A 23,138-nucleotide genomic window follows, 5' to 3' on the forward strand; every position below is an offset into this window, starting at 1 on the left:
GGGGACGCATCCCTACCGATCCGCAATGTCGGCCCCGACCTCGGCGAGCACACCAGAGAGGTGCTCGGCGGGCTGCTCGGGATGAGTGAAGATCAGATCGACGCGCTGGAGGCACTGTGACGAGGCGAGTACACGGCAGGCGCCGCCCGCCGGTGCGCAACAAGTGGGAGCCGCGCGGCCCGGGTCATGTGCGTCCGACGGTCCACCCCACCCCGGCCAGCGTGGGCGACAAACCGTGCGGTGGCGTGATGTGCGTGCCCGCGCGGGAACCGGAGCAGCGGCGGTGACCGCACCGCTGCTGCGTGATGTGACGCTGCGCGACGGTTTGCAGCTCACCGGCAAGGTGCTGCCGGTGGAGCAGAAGATCGATGTGGTGCGCAGACTGCTCGCCGCGGGCGTGCCCGCGCTGGAGATCGGTTCGATGGCGCGGCCGGATCTGGTCGCGCCGATGGCCAACTCGCTCGAGTTGATCGCGGCGCTCACCCCGGACGAACTGGCGAAATGCTGGGTGTGGGTGGCGACCCCGCGCCATGTCGAGAAGGCCGCCGCGGCGGGCGCGCGCAATTTCCAGTACTGCTTCTCGGTGTCCGACGCGCACAACAGGGCCAATATCGGCCGCGATACCGAGACCTCGGTGGCGGCGATGCCCGCGGCGATCCGCCTCGCCCACGAGGCGGGCGGTGCGATCCAGCTGTGCCTGGCCACCACGTTCACCTGCCCGTTCGACGGTCCCGTCGATCCCGGCCGGGTGCTCGCCATCGCGAATGATCCGCGCACCGACGGCGCCGCCGACATCGTCCTCGCCGATACCCTCGGCCAGGCCCACCCTGGTCAGGTGGGCGCCCTGGTCGCCGCCGTCCGCGACACCACCCCGCCGCGCCGCATCGTCTTCCACGGTCACGACACCTGGGGCATGGGCGTGGCCAACACGCTCGCGGCCGTCGCCGCGGGCGCGACCATGGTCGACGGTGCACTGGGCGGCCTCGGCGGCTGCCCCTTCGCTCCCGGTGCCAGCGGCAATACCGCGTCCGAGGACATCCTCTTCGCGACCAGGCCCGACTGGTTCACCCCGGCCTCGCTGGCCGACCTGGTCGGGCTCACCGAAGAACTCCTCGCCGAGCTCGGCGAGCCCAACCGCTCCCGCGCGCTGGAAGGCGCGCGCTCGGAGGCCGACGCCTTCGAATGGGTCGTTCGCTGAGAGGTCGGTAAGACCTGCGGTATCGGGGGGATCCCGGATGGCGCGGTTCTCGGTGGGCAGCCAGACTGGACAGCATGACTTCGCACGCCTTGGGCACCGAGGCCGCCGATGCGGCGGCCGCTACCGATATCGCGGCCGCCGCGCTCGATCTGGTCAAGCTGTACGGATCGGGAGATACACAGGTCAAGGCCCTGGACGGGGTGTCGGCTGACTTCGCGAAGGGCGAATTCACCGCGATCATGGGCCCATCGGGTTCGGGCAAGTCGACGCTGATGCACTGCTTGGCCGGGCTCGACAGCGCCAGCGCAGGTCAGGTCCGCATCGGCGACACCGCGCTCACCGGCCTGTCCGACAAACAGATGACGGCACTGCGGCGCGACCGGATCGGTTTCGTCTTCCAGGCGTTCAACCTGGTCCCGACGCTCACCGCGCTGGAGAACATCACCCTCCCGCTCGATATCGCGGGTCGCAAGGCCGACCAGGAATGGCTCGACACCGTGGTCAAGCGCCTCGGTCTCGGCGACCGCCTCGAGCACCGGCCGTCCGAACTGTCCGGCGGCCAGCAGCAGCGGGTGGCGTGTGCGCGTGCGCTGGTGGGCAAGCCGGAGATCATCTTCGGTGACGAGCCGACCGGCAACCTGGACTCGCATTCCTCGGGCGAGGTGCTCTCGATCCTGCGCGCCTCGGTCGACGAGTTCGGCCAGACCGTCGTGATCGTCACCCACGACCCGCGCGCGGCCGCCTATGCCGACCGCGTCGTGTTCCTCGCCGACGGTCGCATCGTCGACGAGCTGCGCGACCCGACCCAGGATTCGATCCTCGACCGGATGAAGGCGCTGGAAACCCGATGAGCAATCCCATGCGCAAGGTCGCCTTGCGTAACCTCGCCGCGCACAAGGTGCGTTTGGCATTGACCTTGCTTTCGGTGGTGCTCGGTACCGCGTTCATCTCCGGATCGTTCGTCTTCACCGACACCCTGCAGCGCACCTTCGACGGGATTTTCGAAGGCCAGGCCCAGGGCGTCGACGTGCGCGTGGGCCCCGCGGACCGCCAATCACTGGGCGTACCGACGAACATCGTCGACGCGCTGGCCAAGACTCCCGGCGTAGCCAGGGTCGCGCCCGCCGTGAACGGCCCGGTCGTGCTGCTCGAGCCCGACGGCAAGAAGGCCGTGCAGACCGGTGGCGCACCGAGTTTCGGCCTGTCCTACCTGCCGCCCGACAAGTCCGTCGAGGAACCCGAGAAGTTCCTGTCGGGCGCCGCGCCCACCCAGCCGAACGAGATCGCGCTCAACGCCGGTGGCGCCGAGAAGGCCGGGCTGAAGGTCGGCGACAAGACCAAGGTGCTGATTCCGTCCAAGGGTGACCCGTTCGAGGTGACGCTGTCGGGCATCTACGAGATGCCGGGCGCCGAGGGCGGCGGTGTGGTCGCGGTGATGTTCACCGAGCCGCAGGGCCGCAAGCTGTTCACCGACGGGTCGCACGTGGCCTACGCCGACATCGCCGCGGCGCCCGGTGTTTCGGCCGATGACCTGCGCGATCAGCTCGCCGCCGGCCTGCCCAACTACAAGGTGCAGAACTCCGACGAGGTCCGCGAGGACATGAAGAAGGAGATCTCCGAGGCGCTCACCTTCATCAACTACTTCCTGCTCGCCTTCGGCGCGATCGCGCTGATCGTCGGCACGTTCATCATCTACAACACCTTCTCGATGATCGTGGCCCAGCGGCTGCGCGAACTCGCGCTGCTGCGCGCGATCGGAGCGAGTCGTCAGCAAGTCGGGCGATCGGTCGTGTCCGAGGCGATCGTGATCGGGCTGATCGGTAGCGCGCTCGGGCTGGCCGCGGGCATCGGGCTGGCCTACGGGTTGTCGGCGTTGCTCAACGCGTTCGATCTCGGACTGCCGACGGGGTCGCTGACCGTGTTGCCGCGTACCGCGATCGTCGCGCTGCTCGTCGGCCTGATCGTCACCGTGGCCAGCGCCTATGCGCCCGCTCGCCGGGCGGCGAAGGTGCCGCCGGTGGAGGCCATGCGGTCCGAGTTCGCCAGCGCGGGTGATTCGTTGCGGCTGCGCACGATCATCGGCGCGGTGATGGCCGTCGCCGGTGGCGTGCTCGTGTACGTGGGTGCGCAGGGCACCGGCAAGGGCTCCGCGGTGACCGTCGGTGTCGGCGCGCTCGGGCTGATTCTGGCAGTGCTGTTGGCGGCGCCGGCGTTGTCGCGGCCGATGGTGCTCGTGCTCGGGGTGCTCACCAGGCCGTTCGGCGCGATCGGGCAGATGGCGCGCAACAACGCCACGCGTAACCCGCGGCGTACCGCCGCCACCGCGTTCGCGCTCACCCTCGGCCTGATGCTGGTCTCGGCGATCGGCATTCTCGGTGCTTCGGCGAAGACGAGTGTCGGTGTGCTCATCGACAAGGGTGTGAAGGCCGAGTACGTGCTCGCCGGTCCGCAGATGATCGGTGCGCCGATCGGTGCGGTCGACGCGGTGCGCACCGATGTTCCCGGCGTCAGCGATGTCACCGGGATCCGGATCGTCGCCTTCAAGGTCGGCGACGAGCAGATCGGCGCCACCTCACCGGATGGTCCGATCGACCCGGTGATGGACATCGACATGATCAGCGGCACCACCACGATCCCCGCCGGTGGCGCGCTCATCGACGAGACCGAGGCGACCGAGCGCGGGTGGAAGCTCGGCGACAAGGTCACCATCACCAGTCTCGACAAGAAGCAGATCGAGCTCACGATCGGGGGCATCTTCGCCGACTCGCCGCTGCTCGGGCCCATGGTGGTCGATCCCGGTATCTACGAGCAGTTGATGCCACAGAGTCTGCGCACCAATGTCTTCGTGCTGGTCAAGGCCGCGCCGGGGGCCGATCTCACCGCGATGCGGGCGAACCTGGAGAAGGCCACCGAACCGTTCGTGGTGGTGCAGGTCCAGGACCACGAACAGTTCAAGGGCGCGCAGGGTCAGCAGATCAACACCCTGCTCGCCATCCTCTACGGGCTGCTCGCGCTGGCGGTGGTGATCGCGGTGCTCGGCATCATCAACACCCTGGCGCTGTCGGTGGTGGAGCGCAGGCGCGAGATCGGCATGCTGCGCGCGGTCGGCACCCAGCGTGCGCAGGTGCGTCGCACGATCTACCTGGAGTCCATGCTGATCGCCATCTTCGGCGCGATCGTCGGCCTGGTGCTCGGCATCGCGCTCGGGGTCGGATTCCTGCGCACCCTGCGCGATATGGGCATCGACCAGATCACCATTCCGTGGTCGCAGCTGGTGATCGTGCTGATCGCGTCCGGTGTGGTGGGTGTGCTGGCCGCGGTGTGGCCGGGTGTGCGGGCCGCGCGGACGCCGCCGTTGGCGGCTATCGCGGATCTGTAGGCGGCACAGGCACGTTCGACCCCCCACCGGAGTTCTCGGTGGGGGGTCGAACGGTGTCATGGGGCGCGGTACGCCGCTCGTGGTCGATCGACTGGGCAATATCTGACGGCCACTGGGGTCAGTGCGGAACTAGCCGGACGGGGGCCAGCCCGGGTAGCGGTTCCACCAGTGTTCTGGTGGTATCCCGTGGGAGTCACTCGGTGGTGTGAGGCCGAATTCCGTGCAGTAGCCAGTGGCCAGGAGATCGAGAATCGGGCGCGCATCGACCGCATTCGCCCAACCTCGCGGGAGTGCGGAACGGCCGTACCGGGCGCCGAGAAGACTGCCCGCGATCGAACCGGTGGCGTCGCTGTCGCCGGAGTGGTTGACCGACAGCAGGAGTCCGGTGCGGACGATGTCGTGGGGCGAGCCGCCGAGTCCTTCGGCGGCGAGGGTGGCGAAGACGGCGATCGACAGGGCCTCTGGACCGATCCATCCCTGGCCGAGCGTCTCGACATCTTCCGGTGTGGGATAGCGCCTTTCGCGTTCGATCCGGGCGGCCAGCCGGTTGGCCGCGTTCAAGGCGGCCGAGGTCTCCCCGTGGTCGGAGTAGCCCGTCAGCTCGGTGCGGGCGCGCGAGAGGGCGGTGGCGGTGTCGGCGCCGCGCGAGAGCTGATAGATCAGGGCGGACAGGGTGCCCGCGGGCAGCCAACCGCTGGGATGACCATGGGTGAGCGCGGCCGCATCGCAACCCAATTCGAAGATGGTATCGGTCGCGGCTCCGGAACGGTCTGCGGCGTAACCGAATCCACAGGGAGCCGCGCGCATCACCGCGCCGCTGCCCTTGGAATGGTTGATGGGCTGGTCGCGGGTGCCGAGCGGATTCATCGGCGCTTTCCGGGCGGCCGCGTGACGCAGCGCGGTGTAGACCGAATTCGCCACGCCACGTTGCTCGATCAGCTCGGGGTAGTCGCTGAGGGCGCTGTACAGCGCGAAGGGCTGCTCCGGCATTTCGGTGACCTGCCCGCGCAACCACACGAGCATGCCCTGCTGCAGCAGGCCCATCGTCGCTCCGCCGATGCCCTTGGCCCTGGCCCGCACCGACCCGCGGATCAGCGCTTCTACGGTGAAGGCCGTCAGCTGGGTCTCCTCGGAGATGCGAAGCGGGTCGACGTCGGTCAGCCCGGCGTGGCCGTACTCGTTCCGGATCTGTTGCAGCGAACGGGTTTCCACCGGAGCGCCGAGGGCATCGCCGATCGCCCCGCCGAGCAGACAGCCGTGTACGGCGTCGAGCCATACCGGTGCGGTGCTGGTGTCTCGCGCGTCCCTGCCGTAGGTCGAGGAAGCGCGTGTATCGATCCGGCCGTGGGGAGAACGGGGATTCGCGGCCGGGTTCGAGGTGAGGTCGGGTGGCGATCCCGGCCGGGCGGACACGGCGGTGTCGAAGCCACGAACGTCGACCGAGACGCTGCTTTCCGGCTCGGACATGGTGTTGCGGACAACGGTCGGGTCATGTCGCCGACCGGCATTCGGGTGACTCGAGGATGTGCGCGACTCAAGCCTGGAACCGGCGCTCGGCGGCAGCGGTGTTCCGGTCGGGCGCACCTCGGGAGCAGAGGCGGTTCGCCGCGGCCCGGCGGTCGGGATGCGGCCGGACGCCGGCGGTGTGGGTGGGCGATGGCGCAGTGCCTCGGTGAGCGCGGTGGCGAACGCGGTGCAGGTGGGGAAGCGGTGGGTCGGGTCTTTGGCCATGGCCTTCGACAGGACGGTGTCGACCGCGGTGGACAGGGTGGTGCGGCGGGTGCTGGCCGCGGGAGGCGGGGCGTTGAGGTGGCCGAGCATGACGGTGGCCGGGTTGGGGGCGTCGAAGGGGCCGGTGCCGGTGAGGAGGCGGAAAACCGTACAGGCCAGGGAGTATTGATCGCCGCGGCCGTCGAGTGGTGCGCTGCTGAGTTGTTCGGGCGAGGCGTAGGCGATGGTGGCGGTGAACTGGCCGGTGCGGGTGAGGCCGCCGGTGTCGTCGAGGAGTTTCGCGATGCCGAAGTCGGTCAGCACGACTCGTTCGTCGAAGCCCGCGCCGACACCCGCGGTGTGCGACAACAGGATGTTGGCGGGCTTCACGTCGCGGTGCAGAACGCCCTGGCGGTGGGCGTAGTCGAGCGCACTCGCGGTCTGGGTGACGATCTGGGCGATCCGCTCGCTCCCGAACTGCTGCACCGGCACCGCCGAGGCGTCGACACCGTCCACGAACTGCATGGCTATCCAGAGACGCTCTTCGTCGACGCCGCGGTCGTAGACGGTGATGATGTTCGGGTGGTCGAGCTGGGCCACCAGGTCGGCTTCGCGTTCGAATCTGGCGCGGATCTCGAAGTCGGCGAACAGGTCACGGTGCATCAGCTTCAACGCGGTCAGCCGCGGCAGCCTGCGGTCTCTTGCCGCGTACACCGCGCCCATGCCGCCACGTCCCAGCTCACGCTCGATGACGAAACCGGCGAACACCGCCCCGCGCCGCAACATCGCCTCACCCCGTCCAACGAACCCGATCGTTCGCAGCCTAGTTGGCGCGGGCTCGCAACGCTGCCGAGTCCCGCCACGTTCCCCGGGGCGCGATCACACCGCCGGGGCGTTGGTGTCGGCCCAGCGCGTGATGTCGCCGCGGTCCAGCGCGGTGGCGAGCAGGTCCGGGAACTTGTCGGGGGTGCAGGCGAAGGCGGGGATGCCGAGCGCTGCCAGTGCCGCGGCGTTGTCGTGGTCGTAGGCGGGCGCGCCCTCGTCGGAGAGCGCGAGCAGCACCACCACCTGGACACCCGCCTCTTTCATCGCATGGCAGCGGCGCAGCATCTCGTTGCGTACACCGCCTTCGTAGAGGTCGGAGATGAGCACGAAGAGGCTGTCGGTGGGCCGGGTGATCAGCGTCTGCGAGTAGGCGATGGCGCGATTGATGTCGGTGCCACCGCCGAGCTGGGTGCCGAACAGGACGTCGACCGGGTCGCTGAGCTGATCGGTGAGATCGACGATCTCGGTGTCGAACACGACCAGCGAGGTCTTCAGCGACCGCATGGACGCGAGGACGGCACCGAACACCGAGGCGTAGACGACGCTGGCCGCCATCGAGCCGGATTGGTCGATGGCCAGCACCACATCGCGCTGGATCGACTGCGACTTGCGGCCGTAGCCGACGAGCCGCTCGGGCACGATGGAGCGGTGTTCGGGCAGGTAGTTGGCGAGATTCTTGCGGATGGTCCGGTTGAAATCGATATCGCGCAGTTTCGGGCGATGAGTGCGGGCGGCACGGTTGATGGCGCCCGAGACCGCGGCCACGGTCTTGGCGGCGATGCGCTGCTCGATCTCGCGCACCACCTTCTCGACCACCATGCGCGCGGTGGCCTTGGTGGTTTCGGGCATCACCCGGTTGAGGCCGAGCAGTGTGCCCACCAGATGTACATCGGGCTCGACCGATTCCAGCAGCTCGGGCTCCAGCAACAGTTGGGTGAGGTTGAGCCGGTCCACGGCATCGCGCTGCATCACCTCGACCACAGTCGCGGGAAAGTAGGTGCGGATATCGCCGAGCCAGCGCGCGACTCGGGGCGCTGAACCACCCAGTCCACCAGACCTTTTCGTCGAACCGCCGGCTTCACCGGTGTTGTAGAGGGCGGACAGTGCCTGGTCCATCGCCTGATCGGCACCGGAGCGCAACCCACCGAGCTGTTCTTCGGCGGCGGTTCCCAGCACGAGACGCCAACGGCGCGAATGGGTTTCGTCGGGTTCGGTCATCGGTGCTCCTGGTGGTCGAGCGGGATGCGGTGGCGAGTGGGTGTCGGGCGTCTGCGGAGGTGGGTCACCCAGCGGCCCCCAGGATCGCGGTCGCTGCGCGCAACGCCAGTTGCCCACGGATCGGGTCGACCGCGGCGGGGCCGTCGGCGGTGGTCGGTGCTGAGCCGGTGTCTCGCAGGGCCTGGCTGATGGCCCGGCGTTCGCCGGATTCGAAGGAGCCGAAGGTGCGGCGCAGCAGCGGCAGGGTGGCGACGAACTGGTCTTCGTTGAGGTCGCGGAGCCATTCGTCGATGCGGCGCAACAGCTCTCGGTCGTGGACCAGGAGCAGACCGCGGCCGCCGAGGAAGCCGTCGATCCAGGCGGCCTTGGCGGCGGGGGTGTTGCCGACGGACAGTGCGGCGGCCAGTCGGCGGGCGGATTCGGCGTCGTCGATGCGTTCGGCGTCGCACAGCAGGCGCACCGCGCGGCCGCCGATCGCGCCGTGTACGTCGTCGCGATCGGCGATGCGGTGCAGGGTGGCCAGCCATTCGGTGGTGGCGTGCTCGTCGTCGCGGGTGCTGATCGCGGTGTGCGCGGCGTCGATCTGGGTGCGCAGGGCCTGGGCGGCATCGGTGTCGAGGCCGGTGACGGCGCCGGGCAGGCCCGCGCAGATCCGCACCAGCAGGCCGTCGGCGACGTGGGCCAGGGCCTTGGTGTCGGTGCCGCGAACATCGCCGTAGCGCAGGGTGCGGGTCAGGCCGGGGAGGGCGCCGAGCAGATGGGTGACATCGTGGTCGAGGGCGGCGGCGGCTTCGAGCCTGGTGATCAATCCTTCGGTGGCGCCGCCCAGGTCGGCGAGCAGGGCCATTTCCAGTGCGTCGGCGAGCGCGGTGACGGTGACGTCGTCGCGGCTCGCGGTGTCGAGGATCTTGGTCTCCGCGGCGGTGCGCAGGGTCGTGCCCCAGACCGCAGCCTCGACGATGCGGACCTCGAATTCGGGTTCCCAGCGCAGGGTCCACGTCTCACGGAAGGTGCCGGTGCTGCGGACCTCGCCGGTGGTCGGAGTGCCCCAGCCGATACCGAGCAGGCGCAGGCGGTGCAGCAGATGCGACCGCTCGACATCGCGCTCTTTGCGCAGGTCGAGGTCGATATTTCGAGCGAGCGCCTCCTGCTTGAGCCGCAGAGTTTTACAGCGCGCCCGCAGGTCGGCCGCCAAGGGGACCGTCGGAGTGTCCTCGGGAACACCGCCGAGCGTCTCGCCGACGACCAGTTCGTCGACCACCAGTCGCAGCATGGTCTCGTCGCCACCGCACATCACCGACCGCACAGCCTCGGTGACCTCGGACAATCCCGGCAGCGGCCTGCCGCGCAACGCGGCGAGGGTGTCCGCCAGCCGCACCGCCTCGATGATGTGCGCACTCGACACCGGCAGATCGTGCGAGCGCAACACTCCGGCGACCTTGGTCAGCCAGCGCGCCACCGGCCGCTCGGTCTCGGTGAACAGGTGGTGATACCAGCCGGGCGAGGTGACGCCTGCCCCGTAGCCGGACCCGGCCGCCAACCGCGAATGCGTCCACGGCACCCAGGTCAACGCGGCCTTCGTCTTCGGCAAACCCTTGAGCAGTCGCATATCCGGTGCGGCGGGACCGAGCGGTTCGACCAACGCGGGCGCGTGCCAGGCACCACACACCACCGCCAACCGCTTCGTACCACCCTTGAGCACCTGCCGCATCACCTGCCGCATATGCGCCTCGCGGACCAGCGTGTGCTGGTCGACGATCAGCGGCGCCATCGCGGGCTCATGTCGATCCGCGGCTGCAGGGAACTCGAATCCGTTCCCTGTCGAAGGCTTCTCCAGCAGCTCAGGAGCGTCGAGTGGCGAAAGTACTACCGGGTCGGGGACTTCGGTGTCGGTCGGTGCCGTCGCGCCGAGCTGCGGTGGCGCGTCCGCTGTGGGTGGCGTGATCGCGGCGTGTCGGGCATCCTCACGCAGGGCGGTCATCGCCTCGGTGATGGCGTCGAAAGCCGCGCTGTCGGGCACGGATTCGACGACCGCGTCCCACCAGCGTTCGGCGTCGTCGTAGCCCGCGGCCGAGGCCAGGGCGGCCAGCGGGTCGGAGCCGCCGCCACGGGCATCGTCGTCGGCGGCGAGGACGTTCGTGGCGGGGAGGTCGCAGAAGCGGACCGGGACGGCGTGCTCGACGCCGTAGCGCATCGCCTGCCACTCGGGGGAGAACACGGCGAACGGCCAGAATGCGGCGCGGGCAGGCGAATCCGGGACGTAGGCGAGCAACGCGACCGGTGGGGCCATCGTGTCGGCGGCGACGAACCCGACGAGCGGATCAGCGTCGGCGGGGCCTTCGATGAGAATGGCGTCGGGCCGGAACTCCTCGAGCGCGTGGCGCAGCGAGCGTGCTGATCCGGGCCCGTGGTGACGGATGCCGAACACCCGCGTCACCGCCGCCGCGCCCGCACTCGAATTCGTGTCGGTCACCGAACCCGCACCGGCTTCGGCCTCGGTGGTGACCGCGCGCGTCTCGCCCGTATCCGAGTCGGAGCTCTCGCGGATTTCGGCACGGCTCGCCGGCTCGCCCGGTGTGGTGTCACCGGTGGCCGGGTGGGTCGCCTTGTTGCGTTGACTCATCGAAAACCCCATGTGTGGTGTGTGTTCCGTCCTCCCCTTCGGGCGGTTCTCAGCCGGCGATTTCGCGGCAGGCCCGGTAGAAGTCGGCCCAGTCGGGGCGTTCCCGGACCACGGCCTCGAGGTATTCGGTCCAGATCACGGTGTCGGCCACCGGGTCCTTGATCACCGAGCCGAGCACGGCGCCCGCGATGTCGGAGGCGCGCAGCACGCCGTCGCCGAAGTGGGCGGACAGGGCGAGGCCGTTGGTGATCACCGAGATCGCCTCGGCGGTGGACAGGGTGCCCGAGGGGGATTTGAGCTTGGTGCGGCCGTCGGCGGTGATGCCGGAGCGCAGTTCGCGGAAGACCCGCACCACGCGGCGGACTTCCTCGGCGGCGGCGGGAACGGTCGGCAATTCCAGTGCGGCGCCGAGCTGTTCGACGCGACGGCTGACGATGGCGACCTCGGAATCCTCGTCGGCGGGCAGCGGCAGCACCACGGTGTTGAAGCGGCGCCGCAGGGCCGAGGAGAGATCGTTGACGCCGCGGTCGCGATCGTTGGCGGTGGCGATGACGTTGAAACCCTTGGCCGCCTGTACTTCCCCGCCCAGCTCGGGCACCGGCAGGGTCTTCTCGGACAGGATGGTGATCAGCGCGTCCTGCACATCGGAGGGGATGCGGGTGAGCTCCTCGATGCGTGCGATGGCGCCGGTGCGCATAGCGGTCATCACCGGTGACGCGACCAGAGCGGCGTCGCTCGGCCCCTCGGCGAGCAGACGGGCGTAGTTCCAGCCGTAGCGGATCGCTTCTTCCGCCGTACCGGAGGTGCCCTGCACGAGCAGGGTCGACTCGCCGCTGATGGCGGCCGAAAGATGCTCGGAAACCCACGTTTTCGCGGTGCCGGGCACCCCGAGGAGCAGCAGGGCGCGGTCGGTGGCGAGGGTGGCGACCGCGACCTCCATCAGCCGGCGCGGGCCGACATATTTGGGCGTGATCACGGTGCCGTCGTCGAGGGTGCCGCCGAGAATGTAGGTGACCACGGCCCACGGCGACAGTTTCCAGGACGGCGGGCGCACGCGATCGTCGACGCGGTCCAGGGCGGCCAACTCGTCGGCGAAGGCCTGTTCGGCGTGGGGACGCAGCAGGGGGGTGGAGGGTTCGATGGTGGTCAACGCAGCTCCTCGAGCATGGTGGCACGATCGGTGAGATCGTGGGCGAGTCGGTGGAATGCCTGGTGCCAGGCGGGATCGTCGGTGGTGTCGGCGAGCGCGCTGACGCGCGACGCGAGTTCGACAGGTAGGTGGACGCTCGCGGCCGTGAGCAGCGCCCGGTCGGTGTACACGCCCGCACTGGCGTGCGGCTGCCGCGCGGTGGTGCGGGCGCGCTCGCCGAGCAACCGCAGCACATGGTCGGCGACGGGTTGCGGCCACGGATGATCGAGGCCGGGCAGGATCGCGTGTAGTTCGTTGAGCTGGTGCGCGTCCAGGTCGAGCACGTGCTCGATCCGGTCGGCGGCATCGAGCAGCGTGAACAGTTCGCGACGCCGCAGCACCGCCTGCTCGGTCGGGGTCGCGTGGGCGAACAGCGCACGGGCCCACGCGGTGTCGTGCTGGGCGAGCGTGGCATCGACCCAGCCGTCCACGATCGCCTTGGCGTAGCGGGGCGGCAGCGACAGGGTCAACGCGGTGGTCGGGGTCTGCTCGCCGGGGGCCCGCACGATCGAGGACCATGCGGTGAGCGGAGTGGCGGCGATCGCCTGGTGCAGCGTCGTGATCGTCGAATCAGGGGTGTCCCAGCGCAATTTCGCTTGATCGGTCGCATCGGTGATGCCGTCGCGCCGGGCCTGCGCGTCGAGCTCCGCGGGTACCCGTACGTCTACCGTCCCGTCGTCCGCCACCCGGATCCACGACGCCACCAGCGCCGCCATCCGCCGCCCGAAAGCGGTATCCGGGAGCTTGTTCAGCAGCGTCGTGGCGGTGCGCCGGACATCACCGCGCCGGTCGTCGAGGGCCCGCTCGAGCAGGGCTTCGTCGGCCGGACTCAGCCCATCGGCGAGCAGCCCCAGCAGTTCCGCCTTCACCGGCCCCGACTCCTTCGGCCACGCAGCGGTCAACACGGTCAGCGCCGCGGCCGGATCGGCCCGGCGAGTACGCGCGAACCAGTCCTTTCGCTCGCCGGATGTGCCGAACAACCAGACATCGTGGACAGCGGGCGCGCCCGGCTCCGTACCGGAGCCCGAGTCGGCAGTGGTGCCGGAATCGGCATCGTGATCCGGGGACGTTGTCGGCCCGGCGCTCCGGGTCGTGCTCGCGTCGATGTCGACCTGGGCGTCGGCGGCGCTCGCCGTCAGCTCCGGCCGGCTGTTGTGGGTTTTCCCCTCCGCCGACGATGTGGCAACGTCGGCAGGGAACTCGTCGACCAGTTTCGCCCATGCCAGGTTGCGCGCGGCGAGCCAGCGTCCGCGGCGGCCTGCCAGTCGCAGCAGTGGCGGACGCAGCGTGGTGTCGGAGGCCGCCGAGAGCGCCTGGACACACAGCACATCGGGCAGGCGGAAGTCGAATGGTGTTGCCGCAGTGAACCATTCGGTCAAGAACGGGGACTTGTCCGCGAGGAGGCGGCTGAGGCGGTCGGCGGCGGGGCGCGGCAGAAGCGGGCGCGGATCATCGATGGCGGGTTCGGGTTTCGCCGCGGTACGCGGGAGTTGTCCGCCGCGCAGATACAGGTCTTGTAGCGCGGCGGTGTGGAGCAGCCGGGTGGCCGGTTCGCCCGCGTGCTGCGGAACGGCGGCGGCGACCGCGGAGTCGAGGTGGACACCGTCGGCGCTGCGCCGGGCGGTGCCGAGCAGCGCCACCGAGACGAGTTCGGCCAGCGCGGGGGTCGGGGTGGTTTCGGTGGGGAATTCGGTTTCCAGATCGCTCACCTCGCCTGCGCACAACACCGAGATCGGGTCGAAGCCGTCGGCTCGCCACTCGCCGCACACCGTCACCGGGTGACCACCCGCGACCGCGACCAGCCGCCACGGGCGCGCGCCCGCGGCCAGCGGCAGCGCGGTGCCGTCGGATGCGACGAGCTGCCATCTGGTCTCGTCGAGCACCGGCACGACATCGGCGAGCAGCGCGGGCCAGGAACGCAGCCACGGATCCGCACTCAACGCACCCGCGTAGGCGTCGAGCGCGTCGTCGATCGTGGCGCCGCCGACCGAGGGGACGGTGGTGAAGGGTTCGGGTGCGCCGTGGCGGGTGCCCCACTGCGCGCGCAGGGACACCGCGCCGGGGTAATAGTGCAGTTCGGCGTCCACCTCGTTGCCGGGTGCGGGCACCTCGCCGGTGAAATTCGGGGTGGCGAAGGAATGTTCGATGAGCAGGGCCCACCGTCCGCTACCGCGACCGCGCAGCCAGGTGCGGCGCGTGTGCAGTCGCTCCTCCTCGCTCGCCCGCATGCCGAGCACCAACCAGCGATCCCGCACCGCGGGCTCGTTCAGCACCGACTCGGCCGGCGTCGGGTAGCCGATATGGGTGCGGATCCCCGCCCGCAGCGGCTCGGGGAGGGCGTCGAGCCTGCGATGGGCCAGCACCAGCAGGTGCAGGCGGGCGTACTCGCGCAACAGCAGTTCGGGCCAGTGTTCGGTGGTGACGACCGCGGTGGGCAGCCTGCGCAGGGCCTCGGCGATCCGGGGCGCCTGGGCATCGACCATCCGAGCCGCGATGGCCTCGTAGGCGGCGTACGAACGGTCGGTCTGGGCCAGCCCGGTCCGGATCTGGTCGGTGAGCCAGACCTCCAGTTCGGTGAGCCCGGCGGATACCCGCGCCCGCCGCTGCTCGACGGTGGCCTGCGACGGCGTGCTCGCAGCCTTGGCCTTCGCCGGCGCGGCGGCCTTCGCGGCCCGCCCGGCCAGCCACTCGGCCGCGAAGTCGGCGGGCGCCTGCTGGACGGGGGTCTGGCCACTCGACCACGTGAGCAACAGCGACAGCGTGTGCTTACACGGGAACTTGCGGCTGGGGCACGAGCACTTGTACGCGGGCCCGTCCAGGTCGACGATCGCCTGATACGGCTTGGCGCCACTGCCCTGACACAGCCCCCACACCGCATTGCCCGCGGTGCCGGTCTCGCGCCAGCGACCGGCCAGCTTGCGTGCGGCAGCCAGTGAGCTCGCATCGGGCGCGAGCGCGCGGACCTGGTCCTCGGTCCACGGCGTGCGTTGCTCGGTCATCGGTTCCCCCGTTCTCGTGTTCGCCGAATATCTACCGCAACCCACCGACAACTGGCGGACCCGGCGGCGTAACGCTCGGAAAACACTGGTGCCGCGGCAAATTCGTGCTCCAGCTCTTGCCCTGGGTCGCGATCTCTGGCATTCTGACCTGTTCGGCACCGCCCGGACCGCCCGCGCTGCTCGACGCAGCGTAACGCGGGTGTGAACACCTCATCGAGCTGCCCGCCGGGGTGGGCGAGGGGTGGACATCGAGGGCCCGCCGTGGCGCCGCGATGGCCATTCCACTCCCGCGGGCAGATTCGCTGAGGGCCCTGCGCATCCCCTGGGCGAACATCCGGCGATCGGGTAGCGTTTCAACCAGGATCGCCGCGTTGCGCGCCGACGCGAAGGGGGATGTCGCAAGTGTGCTCGGATCGGATCGCCGAGGTGGTCGCGCGCGAGCTCGCCGCCGACCCGGCAGTGGAGGAACGGGTCGCCGATTGCGTGCTCGCCGCGCTCACAGCTGTCGACGGTGACTCGGCCGCAACGGATTCCGGTGATACCGGGGTCTTTCTGCGGTCGATCACCGTGCAGGGTTTCCGGGGAATCGGTCCCGCGGCGACGCTGCGGTTGAATCCGGGGCCCGGCCTGACCCTGGTGGTCGGTCGCAACGGCAGCGGGAAATCGAGTTTCGCCGAGGCCGCGGAATTCGCGTTGACCGGCGGGAATCGCCGCTGGGACGGTCGCTCGACCACCTGGCGCGAGGGATGGCGCAACCTGCACGAACCCGAGACCGCCCGGATCGACGTCGAGCTGCTCACGGCGGGCGACGACCCCGCACTCTCGGTCGCGACCAGCTGGGACCCGAGTGCGGACCTGGCCGACGCGCGGTGGACCGAGCGGCGTGGATCCGAACCGGCGGCCTCGGTCGACCCGCACGGACGGCGCAGGCGACTCGATCTGTACCGGCCGTTCCTGTCCTACAGCGAGCTCGGCGCGCTCGTCGACGGGAAGCCGAGCGATCTGTTCGACGCGCTGCATCGCCTGCTCGGCCTGGACGAGCTGGCCGCCGCAGCCGAACAGATCCGATTGCGCAAGCTCGAACTCGAACGCGCCGTGAAGGATTCGCGTCAGTCCCGCGCCGACCTGCTGGTCGAGCTGGCCGAGGCCGATGACGAACGGGCCCGTGCCGTGGCCGACCTGCTGCGCACGCCGGACCCCGATCTCGACGCGGTGGCGGGCGCGGTGGCCGGTTCGGTCCTCGGCATCGACGGGCCGGAGGGTTTGCGCGCGATCCTGCGTCTGTCGTTGCCCGATATCGCGCGGGTTGCCGCCACGACCGATCGACTCGCCGAAGCAGCCCGGAATGTGGCGCGCCACGAGACCGTCGATACCGAAGCCGATCTGCGAGTGCTCGAATTGCTCACGCGGGCGCGCGCACACGTCTCGACGGCAGGTTCGTGCCCCTGCCCGGTCTGTGGACGCGACGAACTCGACGCCGACTGGCTCGCCGCCGCCGATACCGAAATCGCCTACCGCACTCGGGAACTCGCGGCCCTACAGGCGGCCACGGCGGAATTCGACACGGCTCTGACAGCGGCCCGCAACCTCCCCGCAGACCTGCCGATCGAGTTCGGTTCGGCAATCGCGGTCGGTGCCGGCGCAGTGAATCTCTCGGGGCCGGCGTTCGATCCGGCGGGTCGCCGGGCGGATGCGCCCGCGCCGTACGCCACGTCGGACTCGTTGCGTAAACAGCGCGACATCGTCGGACAGCTCTGGTCGGAGTGGGCCGCGCTCGCGACGGCCGGCTACGAAGGCCGGCTCCCGGACCGGCTGCGCACGATTCACGCCGACCTCACCGCGGAACTCGCCGCACTGCAACGGGATACGCGCACCGAACTGGACCGTCTGGATGCGGTGTGGTCGCCGTTGGTCCCGCGCGTTCTCGCGTGGCTCGACCCCGCCCGCGCCGTCGCCGACCACGCGAGCGAGCTGCGGGTGGTGAAGAAGGCGGCCGATTGGCTCAAGGCGGCGACGGCGACGATCCGCGAGGAGCGGATGCGGCCGCTGGAGACCACGGCACGGTGGGTGTGGAGCACCCTGCGGCAGCAGAGCAATGTCGAGCTCGGGGCGATTCGGTTGCAGGGCAGCGCGGGCACAGCGCGGCGGGTGCTGCTCGATGTGACCGTCGACGAGGTGGACGGCGCGGCGCTCGGCGTGATGAGCCAGGGGGAGCTGCATGCGCTCGGACTGTCGCTGTTCCTGCCGCGAGCCACGGTGGCGCACAGCCCTTTCCGGTTCGTGATGATCGACGACCCGGTGCAGGCGATGGATCCCGCGAAGGTGGACGGGCTGGCCAGGGTGCTCGCCGAGGTGGCGGCCTCGCGGCAGGTGGTGGTGTTCACCCATGACGAGCGCCTCGCCGAGGCGGTGCGCCGCATGCAGCTCGACGCGACAGTGCTCGAGGTGCAGCGTCGCGAGCGGTCGATCGTCGAGGTCAGGGTGACCGGCGACCCGGTCCGCCGCTATCTCGACGATGCCCGATCCCTGCTGCGCACACCGCAACTCCCCCCGGCGATCGCCGATGAGCTCGTCGCTACGTGCTGCCGTTCGGCGATCGAAGCGGCCGGGCTGGCGAAAGCCCGCCAGGAACTCCTGGCGGTGGGCCTCGAGCACGGGGAAGTGGAGCGGCGCGTGCGCAACGCGCACACCACCCGTGCCATGATCACCCTCGCCATCATGGGTGTCGGCGCCCGCGTGGACGACCTGAACAAGCACCTGAGCGCGGTCGGCGGACGCTGGCTCGTCGGCGTCCTTCGCGATGCCACCGCGGGAGCGCACGTGCCGATCGATCGTCCGATGCGCGAATTGATCAGTGACACGGAACGATTCATCACCTGGCTGCGGGCGCACGAGCCGGCGGCGGTGCGCCCATGAGTGGGCTCGCCGGAGACTCCGGCAGGCGTCTTCGCGGCCGACGAGAGGTGATGGCCGCGCGCTCCCGTGCCGGTACGGTGGGGTCGTGAATCGTCGCGGCAGGCCGGCTCGCGCGAAGTTCAGCCCACGGCCCTCGGTGGCGCAGCGGCTGGAAGCCGCCGAGAACCTGTTGGACGGGTCGGTATCGGACGCCGGCGGGGTGTGGTCGCGGGCGGTGGCCTGGATCCTGCGGTTGGCGCTCGAGCAGGCGGTGGACCAGCTGTGGGCGCAGGTGGCGCCGGAGCTGATGCGGTGTCCGATGCGGGCGCAGCTGCTCGCGTTGCGGGTGTACGCGGGGCCGGAGACCGCCGGTCAGGTCGGTGCGTTGTGGGCGGCGCTGTCGCGGGCGGCGCATCATCTCGACTACGAGATGGCGCCCGGTGTCACCGATCTGCGGCGTTGGCGGGATCAGACCGCGGAGCTGGCGCGGGCGTTGGAGCTCGCGCCCCTCGCGCACCAGCCGTTCGGGTGACCAGCGCCCAGCGGACCGAGCGGACCTGTGCGTGGCGTGGGGGTTGGGTCCGGCAGGATGACGGTATGGGTGAAGTGAGAGCGTGTCCGTGTCGTCGAGGTGAGTCGTTCGATGCCTGCTGTGGACCGATTCTGGCCGGGGAGAAGGCCGCGCCGACCGCGGAGACGCTGATGCGTTCGCGCTACACCGCCTACGTCGTCGGCGATGTGGACTACCTGCTGCGCTCGTGGCACCCCAGTACCCGCCCCGCCGAGCTCGAGCTCGATCCGGACCAGCGATGGCTGTTCCTCGAGATCGTGGGCACGCAGCGTGGCGGGCCGTTCGACGACAACGGCACCGTGGAGTTCATCGCCCACTACACACTCGACGGCGCACGGGACACGATGCACGAGCTGAGTACCTTCGTGCGGGTCGACAGGGCCTGGGTCTACCTCGACGGGACATTCCAGGCCTGATCAGGGGATACTGCTCGGGTGCCCCGTATCGCGATCGAATACTGCACCCAATGCCGCTGGCTGCTGCGCGCGAGCTGGATGGCGCAGGAACTGCTCACCACGTTCGCCACCGAACTCGGTGAGGTGGCGCTCGTGCCCGGTCAGGGCGGCATCTTCCGCATCACCCTCGACGGCGAACAACTCTGGGAACGCAAGGCGGACGGCGGTTTTCCCGATATCGCCGTCCTCAAGCAGCGCGTGCGCGACCGGATCGCACCCGATCGCGACCTCGGCCACGTCGACCGCCGCGACTGACGGCCGGACAACCGGCGGGGTCAGCAGCAGCCGCCGCCACCGCAGCAGCCGCCACCCGCCGGACGTGGCGCGGGCGCGGGGGCAGGCGCCGAGCCGCGTCCCACCGCCGCGAAGGTGGTGAGCAGTTTGACGGTGTCGTCGTGGCCGGCCGGGCACGTGGCCGGATCCGAGGACTGCGCCATCGGCCGGTTGACGTCGAACGTGTCGCCACAGGAGCGACACCGGAAGCTGTAGTTCGGCATCGGCCCAGTGTAAGGCCGATGCTTGCGATCACGCTGCGCCGAACGCTTCGTCGTGGCCGCTGCGCTCCGTACCGTGAGCGAACAGCGGTGATGGCGAGGTGGCGCATGGCGAACAGTAGCGCGGGGGCGGTATTGCGGGCGGTGCTCGACCTCGGGTCGGCACCGCGCAGCGTGGTGGCCAGACACGCCGGGGTTTCCCCGGCCACGGTCACCTGGCAGAGCCGGGCGCTGGTCGAGGCGGGACTGCTCGTCGAACTGCCGGAGTCACCCGGGCCGGGTGGCGTGGGCAGGCCACACAGTCCGATCGCGCTGGACGCGGGCGGCAATGTGGTGATCGCGGTGCACATCGCGGCGGTGCAGATCACCGTCGCGGTGGTCGACATCGCCGGTGCGGTGCTGCACAGCGAGCAGGTGCCCCATCGCACCCATGCCCCGTACGACATCCTCGACGCTGTCCTGGAGCGAGTGCGCGCGGTCGGGGCCGCCCTTGCCGACCAGGTGCGGATCCGCGGGCTCGGGGTGGCGATCGGCGGCCGTGTCGACACCGCCACCGGTTCGGTCGTCGAACACTCCTACCTGCGCTGGCGTGATGTGCCGGTGCGCGAATACCTGAGTGCCCGAACGGGTTTACCGGTCAGTGTGGACAGCCATACCCGCGCGACGGTGCACGCCGAGCAGCTCTACGGACGCCTGCGTGGCTCGGCGAGCTCGATCGTGCTGTTCGTCGGCAATGTCATCGACGCCGCCATCGCCGTGCACGGCCGCGTCCACTGCGGGCCACATTTCGGGGCGGGCTCGATCGCCCGATTGCTCGGCACGACCGACAGATTCGCGCTCGAAGCTCTCGGTGACCACGCGTTGCTGGCGCGTGCCGAAGCGGTCGGCCGGTACGACGGCTTCCCCGAACTGGTGGCGGCGGCCGCGGCGGGTGGCCCGGAACGCGAGTACTTCATCGAGCGTGCCACGGCGATGGGCGAGGTCGCCGCGGCACTGATCGATCTGATCGACCCGGAAGCGCTGGTACTGATAGACCGTGGCCTGATCACGGTTCCCGGCGTCCGCGAAGCCTACGACGACGCGGTGCGCGCCCACTCGACCATCGGCGCCGACCCGTCCGAGGTGATCTTCGCGTCGACGTTCCCCGGTCAGGTGCTGGTGATGGCGGCGGCCGGAGTGGTGTTGCAGGAGTTGTTCAGTGATCCCCTGAGCACGGTTGTCGCGCAGGCAGTTTGATTCGTGGTTATTTTAAGACAGTCGAATATTGACCGGAAGCGGCGTCACCCGCGACAGTTGACACTATGAACAAAATGCAGTCCGGCGTCGCCCGGGTTACGTCGGATGTGCTGTGTTGTCGCGGTTCGAATTCCGTCGCCGACAATTCTTCCATCAAATTCGGGAAATCACCTTGCGTAAAAATATTCGACGAATAGCACTTCTCGCCGCGGCGGCTTCGCTGCTCGCGGTCTCCTGCGCCACCGGCGACGAGGGCGGCGCCGCGCTGACGAATCCGCTGCCCACCGAAGTCCCCGCCGGGGTCTCGCTCGCGGTCGCGGCCAATACCGCCAAAGTGGCACTGACCGCGTCGGGAGAACTGAACAAGCTCGGGTTCACGGTGTCGTCGTGGCCCGCCGTGCAGGCCGGCCCCGATGTCATCCAGGCTTTCCGCGGCGGCTCGGTCGACCTGGCCACCAACGCGGGCATTCCGCCGATCCACGCGCACGCCAGCGGGCTCGACGCGAAGATCGTCGGTGTCAAGGTGCGCACGACCCCGCTGTACAAGCTGGCCACCGCCCCCGGATCGACCTTTACCAACCTCGATGGGCTGCGCGGGAAGAAGATCGGCTTCTCGCCGGGCCAGGCGCAGGGGTTGGTGGTGTTGCGCACGCTGAAGGCGGCGGGCATCCGCACCGACGAGGTGCAGCTCGTGGAGCTGCCGAGCACGAAGTTCCTCACCGCCCTGCAGGCCAAGGAAATCGATGTCGCCCCGTTCGGCGAACCGACCCTGACCAAGTACCTCGACAAGTACCGCGTCGACGGTGCCACCGCGATCGACACTCCCGCCGTCGACGCGCTGACCGTGCTGTGGGCGCCGACCTCGGTGCTGCGTGACGACAGCAAAGCCGCTGCCGTCGCCGAATTCGTGAAATTCTGGGCACGCGGCGAAGTCTGGGCCTGGGAGCATCCCACGGAATGGATCGACGCGTACTACGTCAAAGATCAGTCGGTTTCGGCCGAGGACGGCAAACGCATTGTCGCCACGACGGAAAAGCCGTATTTCCCGGAGAATTGGAACGAGGCGATCACCTGGGAACAGGAGACGATCGATCTGGTGACCAAAGCCGGCTTCTTCGGTAATTCCTTCCCCGCCGGCGAACTGTTCGACCGCCGATTCGAGAAGATCGCGTTCGACGCGGTGCCGGCGCCCTATCGCACCAAGGGGCAGCAATGACCATCGCCCTGTCTCGCACCGCGATTCCGGTTTCCGCACCGTCCGGTGACGGATTCGTCGAGCGGCGCACGCTGCGCCGGCTCGGACTGCGCAAGGCCTTCCCCGCCGCCCGCCTGCTCGGTGTGGTCCTGGTGGTCGCGGCCTGGGCCGCGGGTTCACTGCTCGAACTGATCGACCCGCGCAAACTGTCAGCGCCGTGGACTGTCCTGGCGACCGGCTGGGAGTTGCTGGTCGACGGGCCACTGCTGGCCAACCTGGGGGTGTCGCTGCAACGGGTGCTGATCGGCATGGTCCTCGGCGTGCTCATCGGCACCACGCTCGCCGTGATCGCGGGACTTTCCCGGTGGGGTGAATCGCTCATCGACGGCCCGGTCCAGATCAAGCGGGCCATTCCCACCCTCGGCCTGATTCCGCTGATGATCCTGTGGCTCGGTATCGGCGAGGAATTCAAGCTCGTGCTCATCACCCTGGGCGTGGTCGTGCACATGTACATCCAGACCCACGCCTCACTCACCACGATCGACCAGAAGCTGGTGGAACTGTCGGAGGTGCAGGGCGTTTCACGCGCGGAGTTCATTCGCAGCGTGGTGCTGCCCGGATCGCTGCCCGGCTTCTTCCTCGGTCTGCGGATGTCGGTCACCAGTGCTTGGCTGGTGCTGATCGTGGTCGAGACGGTCAACGCCATCGACGGTCTCGGCAAGATGATGTCGAACGCGCAGAACTACGGGCAGGCCGATGTGATCCTGGTCGGCTTGGTCGTCTACGCCGTCTTCGGCCTGGCCTCGGATTCGGCGATCCGCCTGGTGGAACGGAGGGTGCTGTCGTGGCGACGCACTATCGCGGGGTGAGCGAGCCGAAGGTCGCGGGTGTCGAAGTGCGCTCGCTCACGCGAAGATTCGGCGATCGCACGGTGCTCGACTCGATCGACCTGACCATCGCGCCCGGCCAGTTCGTCGCCTTGCTCGGACGCAGCGGCTCCGGCAAGAGCACGTTGCTGCGGGCGCTCGCCGGGCTGGACTACGACGTCGACGGCGGCGGCACACTGCGCATCCCGGCGAAGACCTCTGTGGTGTTCCAGGATTCACGGCTGCTGCCCTGGCAGCGGGTGCTGCCGAACGTGCTCTACGGGC

18 protein-coding genes are annotated in these 23,138 nt (G+C 69.5%); 12 read left to right on the forward strand and 6 right to left on the reverse strand.

The window, feature by feature from the left end; translation table 11 throughout:
* Positions 1-116 precede the first annotated feature (116 nt).
* From ACFWF3_RS00950 to ACFWF3_RS00965, 4 genes are all read left to right on the forward strand, one after another.
* Positions 117-287, forward strand: a complete 171-nt coding sequence (locus tag ACFWF3_RS00950) for a hypothetical protein (RefSeq protein WP_378609018.1) — start codon at positions 117-119, stop codon at positions 285-287.
* Positions 284-1,198, forward strand: a complete 915-nt coding sequence (locus ACFWF3_RS00955; protein WP_379311939.1) for a hydroxymethylglutaryl-CoA lyase — start codon at positions 284-286, stop codon at positions 1,196-1,198. The genes ACFWF3_RS00950 and ACFWF3_RS00955 overlap by 4 nt, the downstream gene beginning before the upstream one ends.
* 74 nt (positions 1,199-1,272) lie before the next feature.
* Positions 1,273-2,049: an ABC transporter ATP-binding protein gene (locus ACFWF3_RS00960; protein ID WP_378993477.1), complete on the forward strand. Its 777-nt coding sequence runs from the start codon at positions 1,273-1,275 to the stop codon at positions 2,047-2,049.
* Complete coding sequence (locus ACFWF3_RS00965; protein ID WP_378993479.1) at positions 2,046-4,577, forward strand: ABC transporter permease; 2,532 nt, start codon at positions 2,046-2,048, stop codon at positions 4,575-4,577. Before ACFWF3_RS00960 ends, ACFWF3_RS00965 begins: the two co-directional genes overlap by 4 nt.
* 129 nt (positions 4,578-4,706) lie before the next feature.
* On the opposite strand, the gene ACFWF3_RS00970 is transcribed toward ACFWF3_RS00965, so the two are convergent.
* From ACFWF3_RS00970 to ACFWF3_RS00990, 5 genes are all read right to left on the reverse strand, one after another.
* Positions 4,707-7,073, reverse strand: a complete 2,367-nt coding sequence (locus tag ACFWF3_RS00970; RefSeq protein ID WP_379311940.1) for an ADP-ribosylglycohydrolase family protein — start codon at positions 7,071-7,073, stop codon at positions 4,707-4,709.
* Positions 7,074-7,166: 93 nt separating this feature from the next.
* Complete coding sequence (locus ACFWF3_RS00975) at positions 7,167-8,330, reverse strand: VWA domain-containing protein (protein ID WP_379311941.1); 1,164 nt, start codon at positions 8,328-8,330, stop codon at positions 7,167-7,169.
* Between the two features lie 64 nt (positions 8,331-8,394).
* A complete protein-coding gene (locus ACFWF3_RS00980) occupies positions 8,395-10,953 on the reverse strand; it encodes a DUF5682 family protein (protein ID WP_379311942.1) in 2,559 nt (852 codons plus the stop codon).
* A gap of 49 nt (positions 10,954-11,002) precedes the next feature.
* Complete coding sequence (locus ACFWF3_RS00985) at positions 11,003-12,103, reverse strand: AAA family ATPase (protein WP_379311943.1); 1,101 nt, start codon at positions 12,101-12,103, stop codon at positions 11,003-11,005.
* Positions 12,100-15,141, reverse strand: a complete 3,042-nt coding sequence (locus ACFWF3_RS00990) for a DUF5691 domain-containing protein (RefSeq protein ID WP_379311944.1) — start codon at positions 15,139-15,141, stop codon at positions 12,100-12,102. Before ACFWF3_RS00990 ends, ACFWF3_RS00985 begins: the two co-directional genes overlap by 4 nt.
* A 393-nt stretch (positions 15,142-15,534) precedes the next feature.
* Between ACFWF3_RS00990 and ACFWF3_RS00995 the strand changes: the two genes are divergently transcribed.
* The 4 genes from ACFWF3_RS00995 (at position 15,535) to ACFWF3_RS01010 (ending at position 19,317) form a co-directional block, all read left to right on the forward strand.
* Positions 15,535-18,057: an AAA family ATPase gene (locus tag ACFWF3_RS00995; RefSeq protein ID WP_379311945.1), complete on the forward strand. Its 2,523-nt coding sequence runs from the start codon at positions 15,535-15,537 to the stop codon at positions 18,055-18,057.
* Between the two features lie 85 nt (positions 18,058-18,142).
* Positions 18,143-18,568, forward strand: coding sequence for a hypothetical protein (locus ACFWF3_RS01000; RefSeq protein WP_379311946.1), 426 nt, complete (start codon positions 18,143-18,145; stop codon positions 18,566-18,568).
* A 65-nt stretch (positions 18,569-18,633) separates the two neighbouring features.
* Positions 18,634-19,023, forward strand: a complete 390-nt coding sequence (locus ACFWF3_RS01005; protein WP_379311947.1) for a YchJ family protein — start codon at positions 18,634-18,636, stop codon at positions 19,021-19,023.
* 18 nt (positions 19,024-19,041) lie between these two features.
* Positions 19,042-19,317, forward strand: coding sequence for a SelT/SelW/SelH family protein (locus tag ACFWF3_RS01010; RefSeq protein ID WP_132369677.1), 276 nt, complete (start codon positions 19,042-19,044; stop codon positions 19,315-19,317).
* Between the two features lie 20 nt (positions 19,318-19,337).
* Here ACFWF3_RS01010 and ACFWF3_RS01015 read toward each other — a convergent pair whose 3' ends face one another.
* On the reverse strand, positions 19,338-19,559 hold the full coding sequence (locus ACFWF3_RS01015; protein WP_379223472.1) for a zinc ribbon domain-containing protein: 222 nt from the start codon (positions 19,557-19,559) through the stop codon (positions 19,338-19,340).
* Between the two features lie 105 nt (positions 19,560-19,664).
* Between ACFWF3_RS01015 and ACFWF3_RS01020 the strand changes: the two genes are divergently transcribed.
* From ACFWF3_RS01020 to ACFWF3_RS01035, 4 genes are all read left to right on the forward strand, one after another.
* A complete protein-coding gene (locus tag ACFWF3_RS01020; protein ID WP_379311948.1) occupies positions 19,665-20,792 on the forward strand; it encodes an ROK family protein in 1,128 nt (375 codons plus the stop codon).
* A 172-nt stretch (positions 20,793-20,964) separates the two neighbouring features.
* Positions 20,965-22,008, forward strand: a complete 1,044-nt coding sequence (locus tag ACFWF3_RS01025; protein WP_379311949.1) for an ABC transporter substrate-binding protein — start codon at positions 20,965-20,967, stop codon at positions 22,006-22,008.
* Complete coding sequence (locus ACFWF3_RS01030; RefSeq protein WP_379311950.1) at positions 22,005-22,856, forward strand: ABC transporter permease; 852 nt, start codon at positions 22,005-22,007, stop codon at positions 22,854-22,856. The genes ACFWF3_RS01025 and ACFWF3_RS01030 overlap by 4 nt, the downstream gene beginning before the upstream one ends.
* Positions 22,853-23,138 (forward strand): ATP-binding cassette domain-containing protein (locus ACFWF3_RS01035; RefSeq protein ID WP_379311951.1); only part of this gene is annotated, 286 nt, incomplete at its 3' end. The genes ACFWF3_RS01030 and ACFWF3_RS01035, both read left to right, overlap by 4 nt.

Origin of the sequence: Nocardia sp. NPDC060220 (assembly GCF_042727815.1) — a bacterium.
Taxonomy (GTDB): domain Bacteria; phylum Actinomycetota; class Actinomycetes; order Mycobacteriales; family Mycobacteriaceae; genus Nocardia.

Excerpts from the sequence above, each read along its gene's own strand:
- ACFWF3_RS00965 (WP_378993479.1), top strand. The coding sequence starts at position 2,046 with ATGAGCAATCCCATGCGCAAGGTCGCCTTGCGTAACCTCGCCGCGCAC.
- ACFWF3_RS00960 (WP_378993477.1), top strand. The coding sequence starts at position 1,273 with ATGACTTCGCACGCCTTGGGCACCGAGGCCGCCGATGCGGCGGCCGCT.
- ACFWF3_RS00990 (WP_379311944.1), bottom strand. The coding sequence starts at position 15,141 with ATGACCGAGCAACGCACGCCGTGGACCGAGGACCAGGTCCGCGCGCTC.
- ACFWF3_RS01005 (WP_379311947.1), top strand. The coding sequence starts at position 18,634 with ATGGGTGAAGTGAGAGCGTGTCCGTGTCGTCGAGGTGAGTCGTTCGAT.
- ACFWF3_RS00970 (WP_379311940.1), bottom strand. The coding sequence starts at position 7,073 with ATGTTGCGGCGCGGGGCGGTGTTCGCCGGTTTCGTCATCGAGCGTGAG.
- ACFWF3_RS00980 (WP_379311942.1), bottom strand. The coding sequence starts at position 10,953 with ATGAGTCAACGCAACAAGGCGACCCACCCGGCCACCGGTGACACCACA.
- ACFWF3_RS00975 (WP_379311941.1), bottom strand. The coding sequence starts at position 8,330 with ATGACCGAACCCGACGAAACCCATTCGCGCCGTTGGCGTCTCGTGCTG.
- ACFWF3_RS01015 (WP_379223472.1), bottom strand. The coding sequence starts at position 19,559 with ATGCCGAACTACAGCTTCCGGTGTCGCTCCTGTGGCGACACGTTCGAC.
- ACFWF3_RS01020 (WP_379311948.1), top strand. The coding sequence starts at position 19,665 with ATGGCGAACAGTAGCGCGGGGGCGGTATTGCGGGCGGTGCTCGACCTC.
- ACFWF3_RS01030 (WP_379311950.1), top strand. The coding sequence starts at position 22,005 with ATGACCATCGCCCTGTCTCGCACCGCGATTCCGGTTTCCGCACCGTCC.
- ACFWF3_RS00995 (WP_379311945.1), top strand. The coding sequence starts at position 15,535 with ATGTCGCAAGTGTGCTCGGATCGGATCGCCGAGGTGGTCGCGCGCGAG.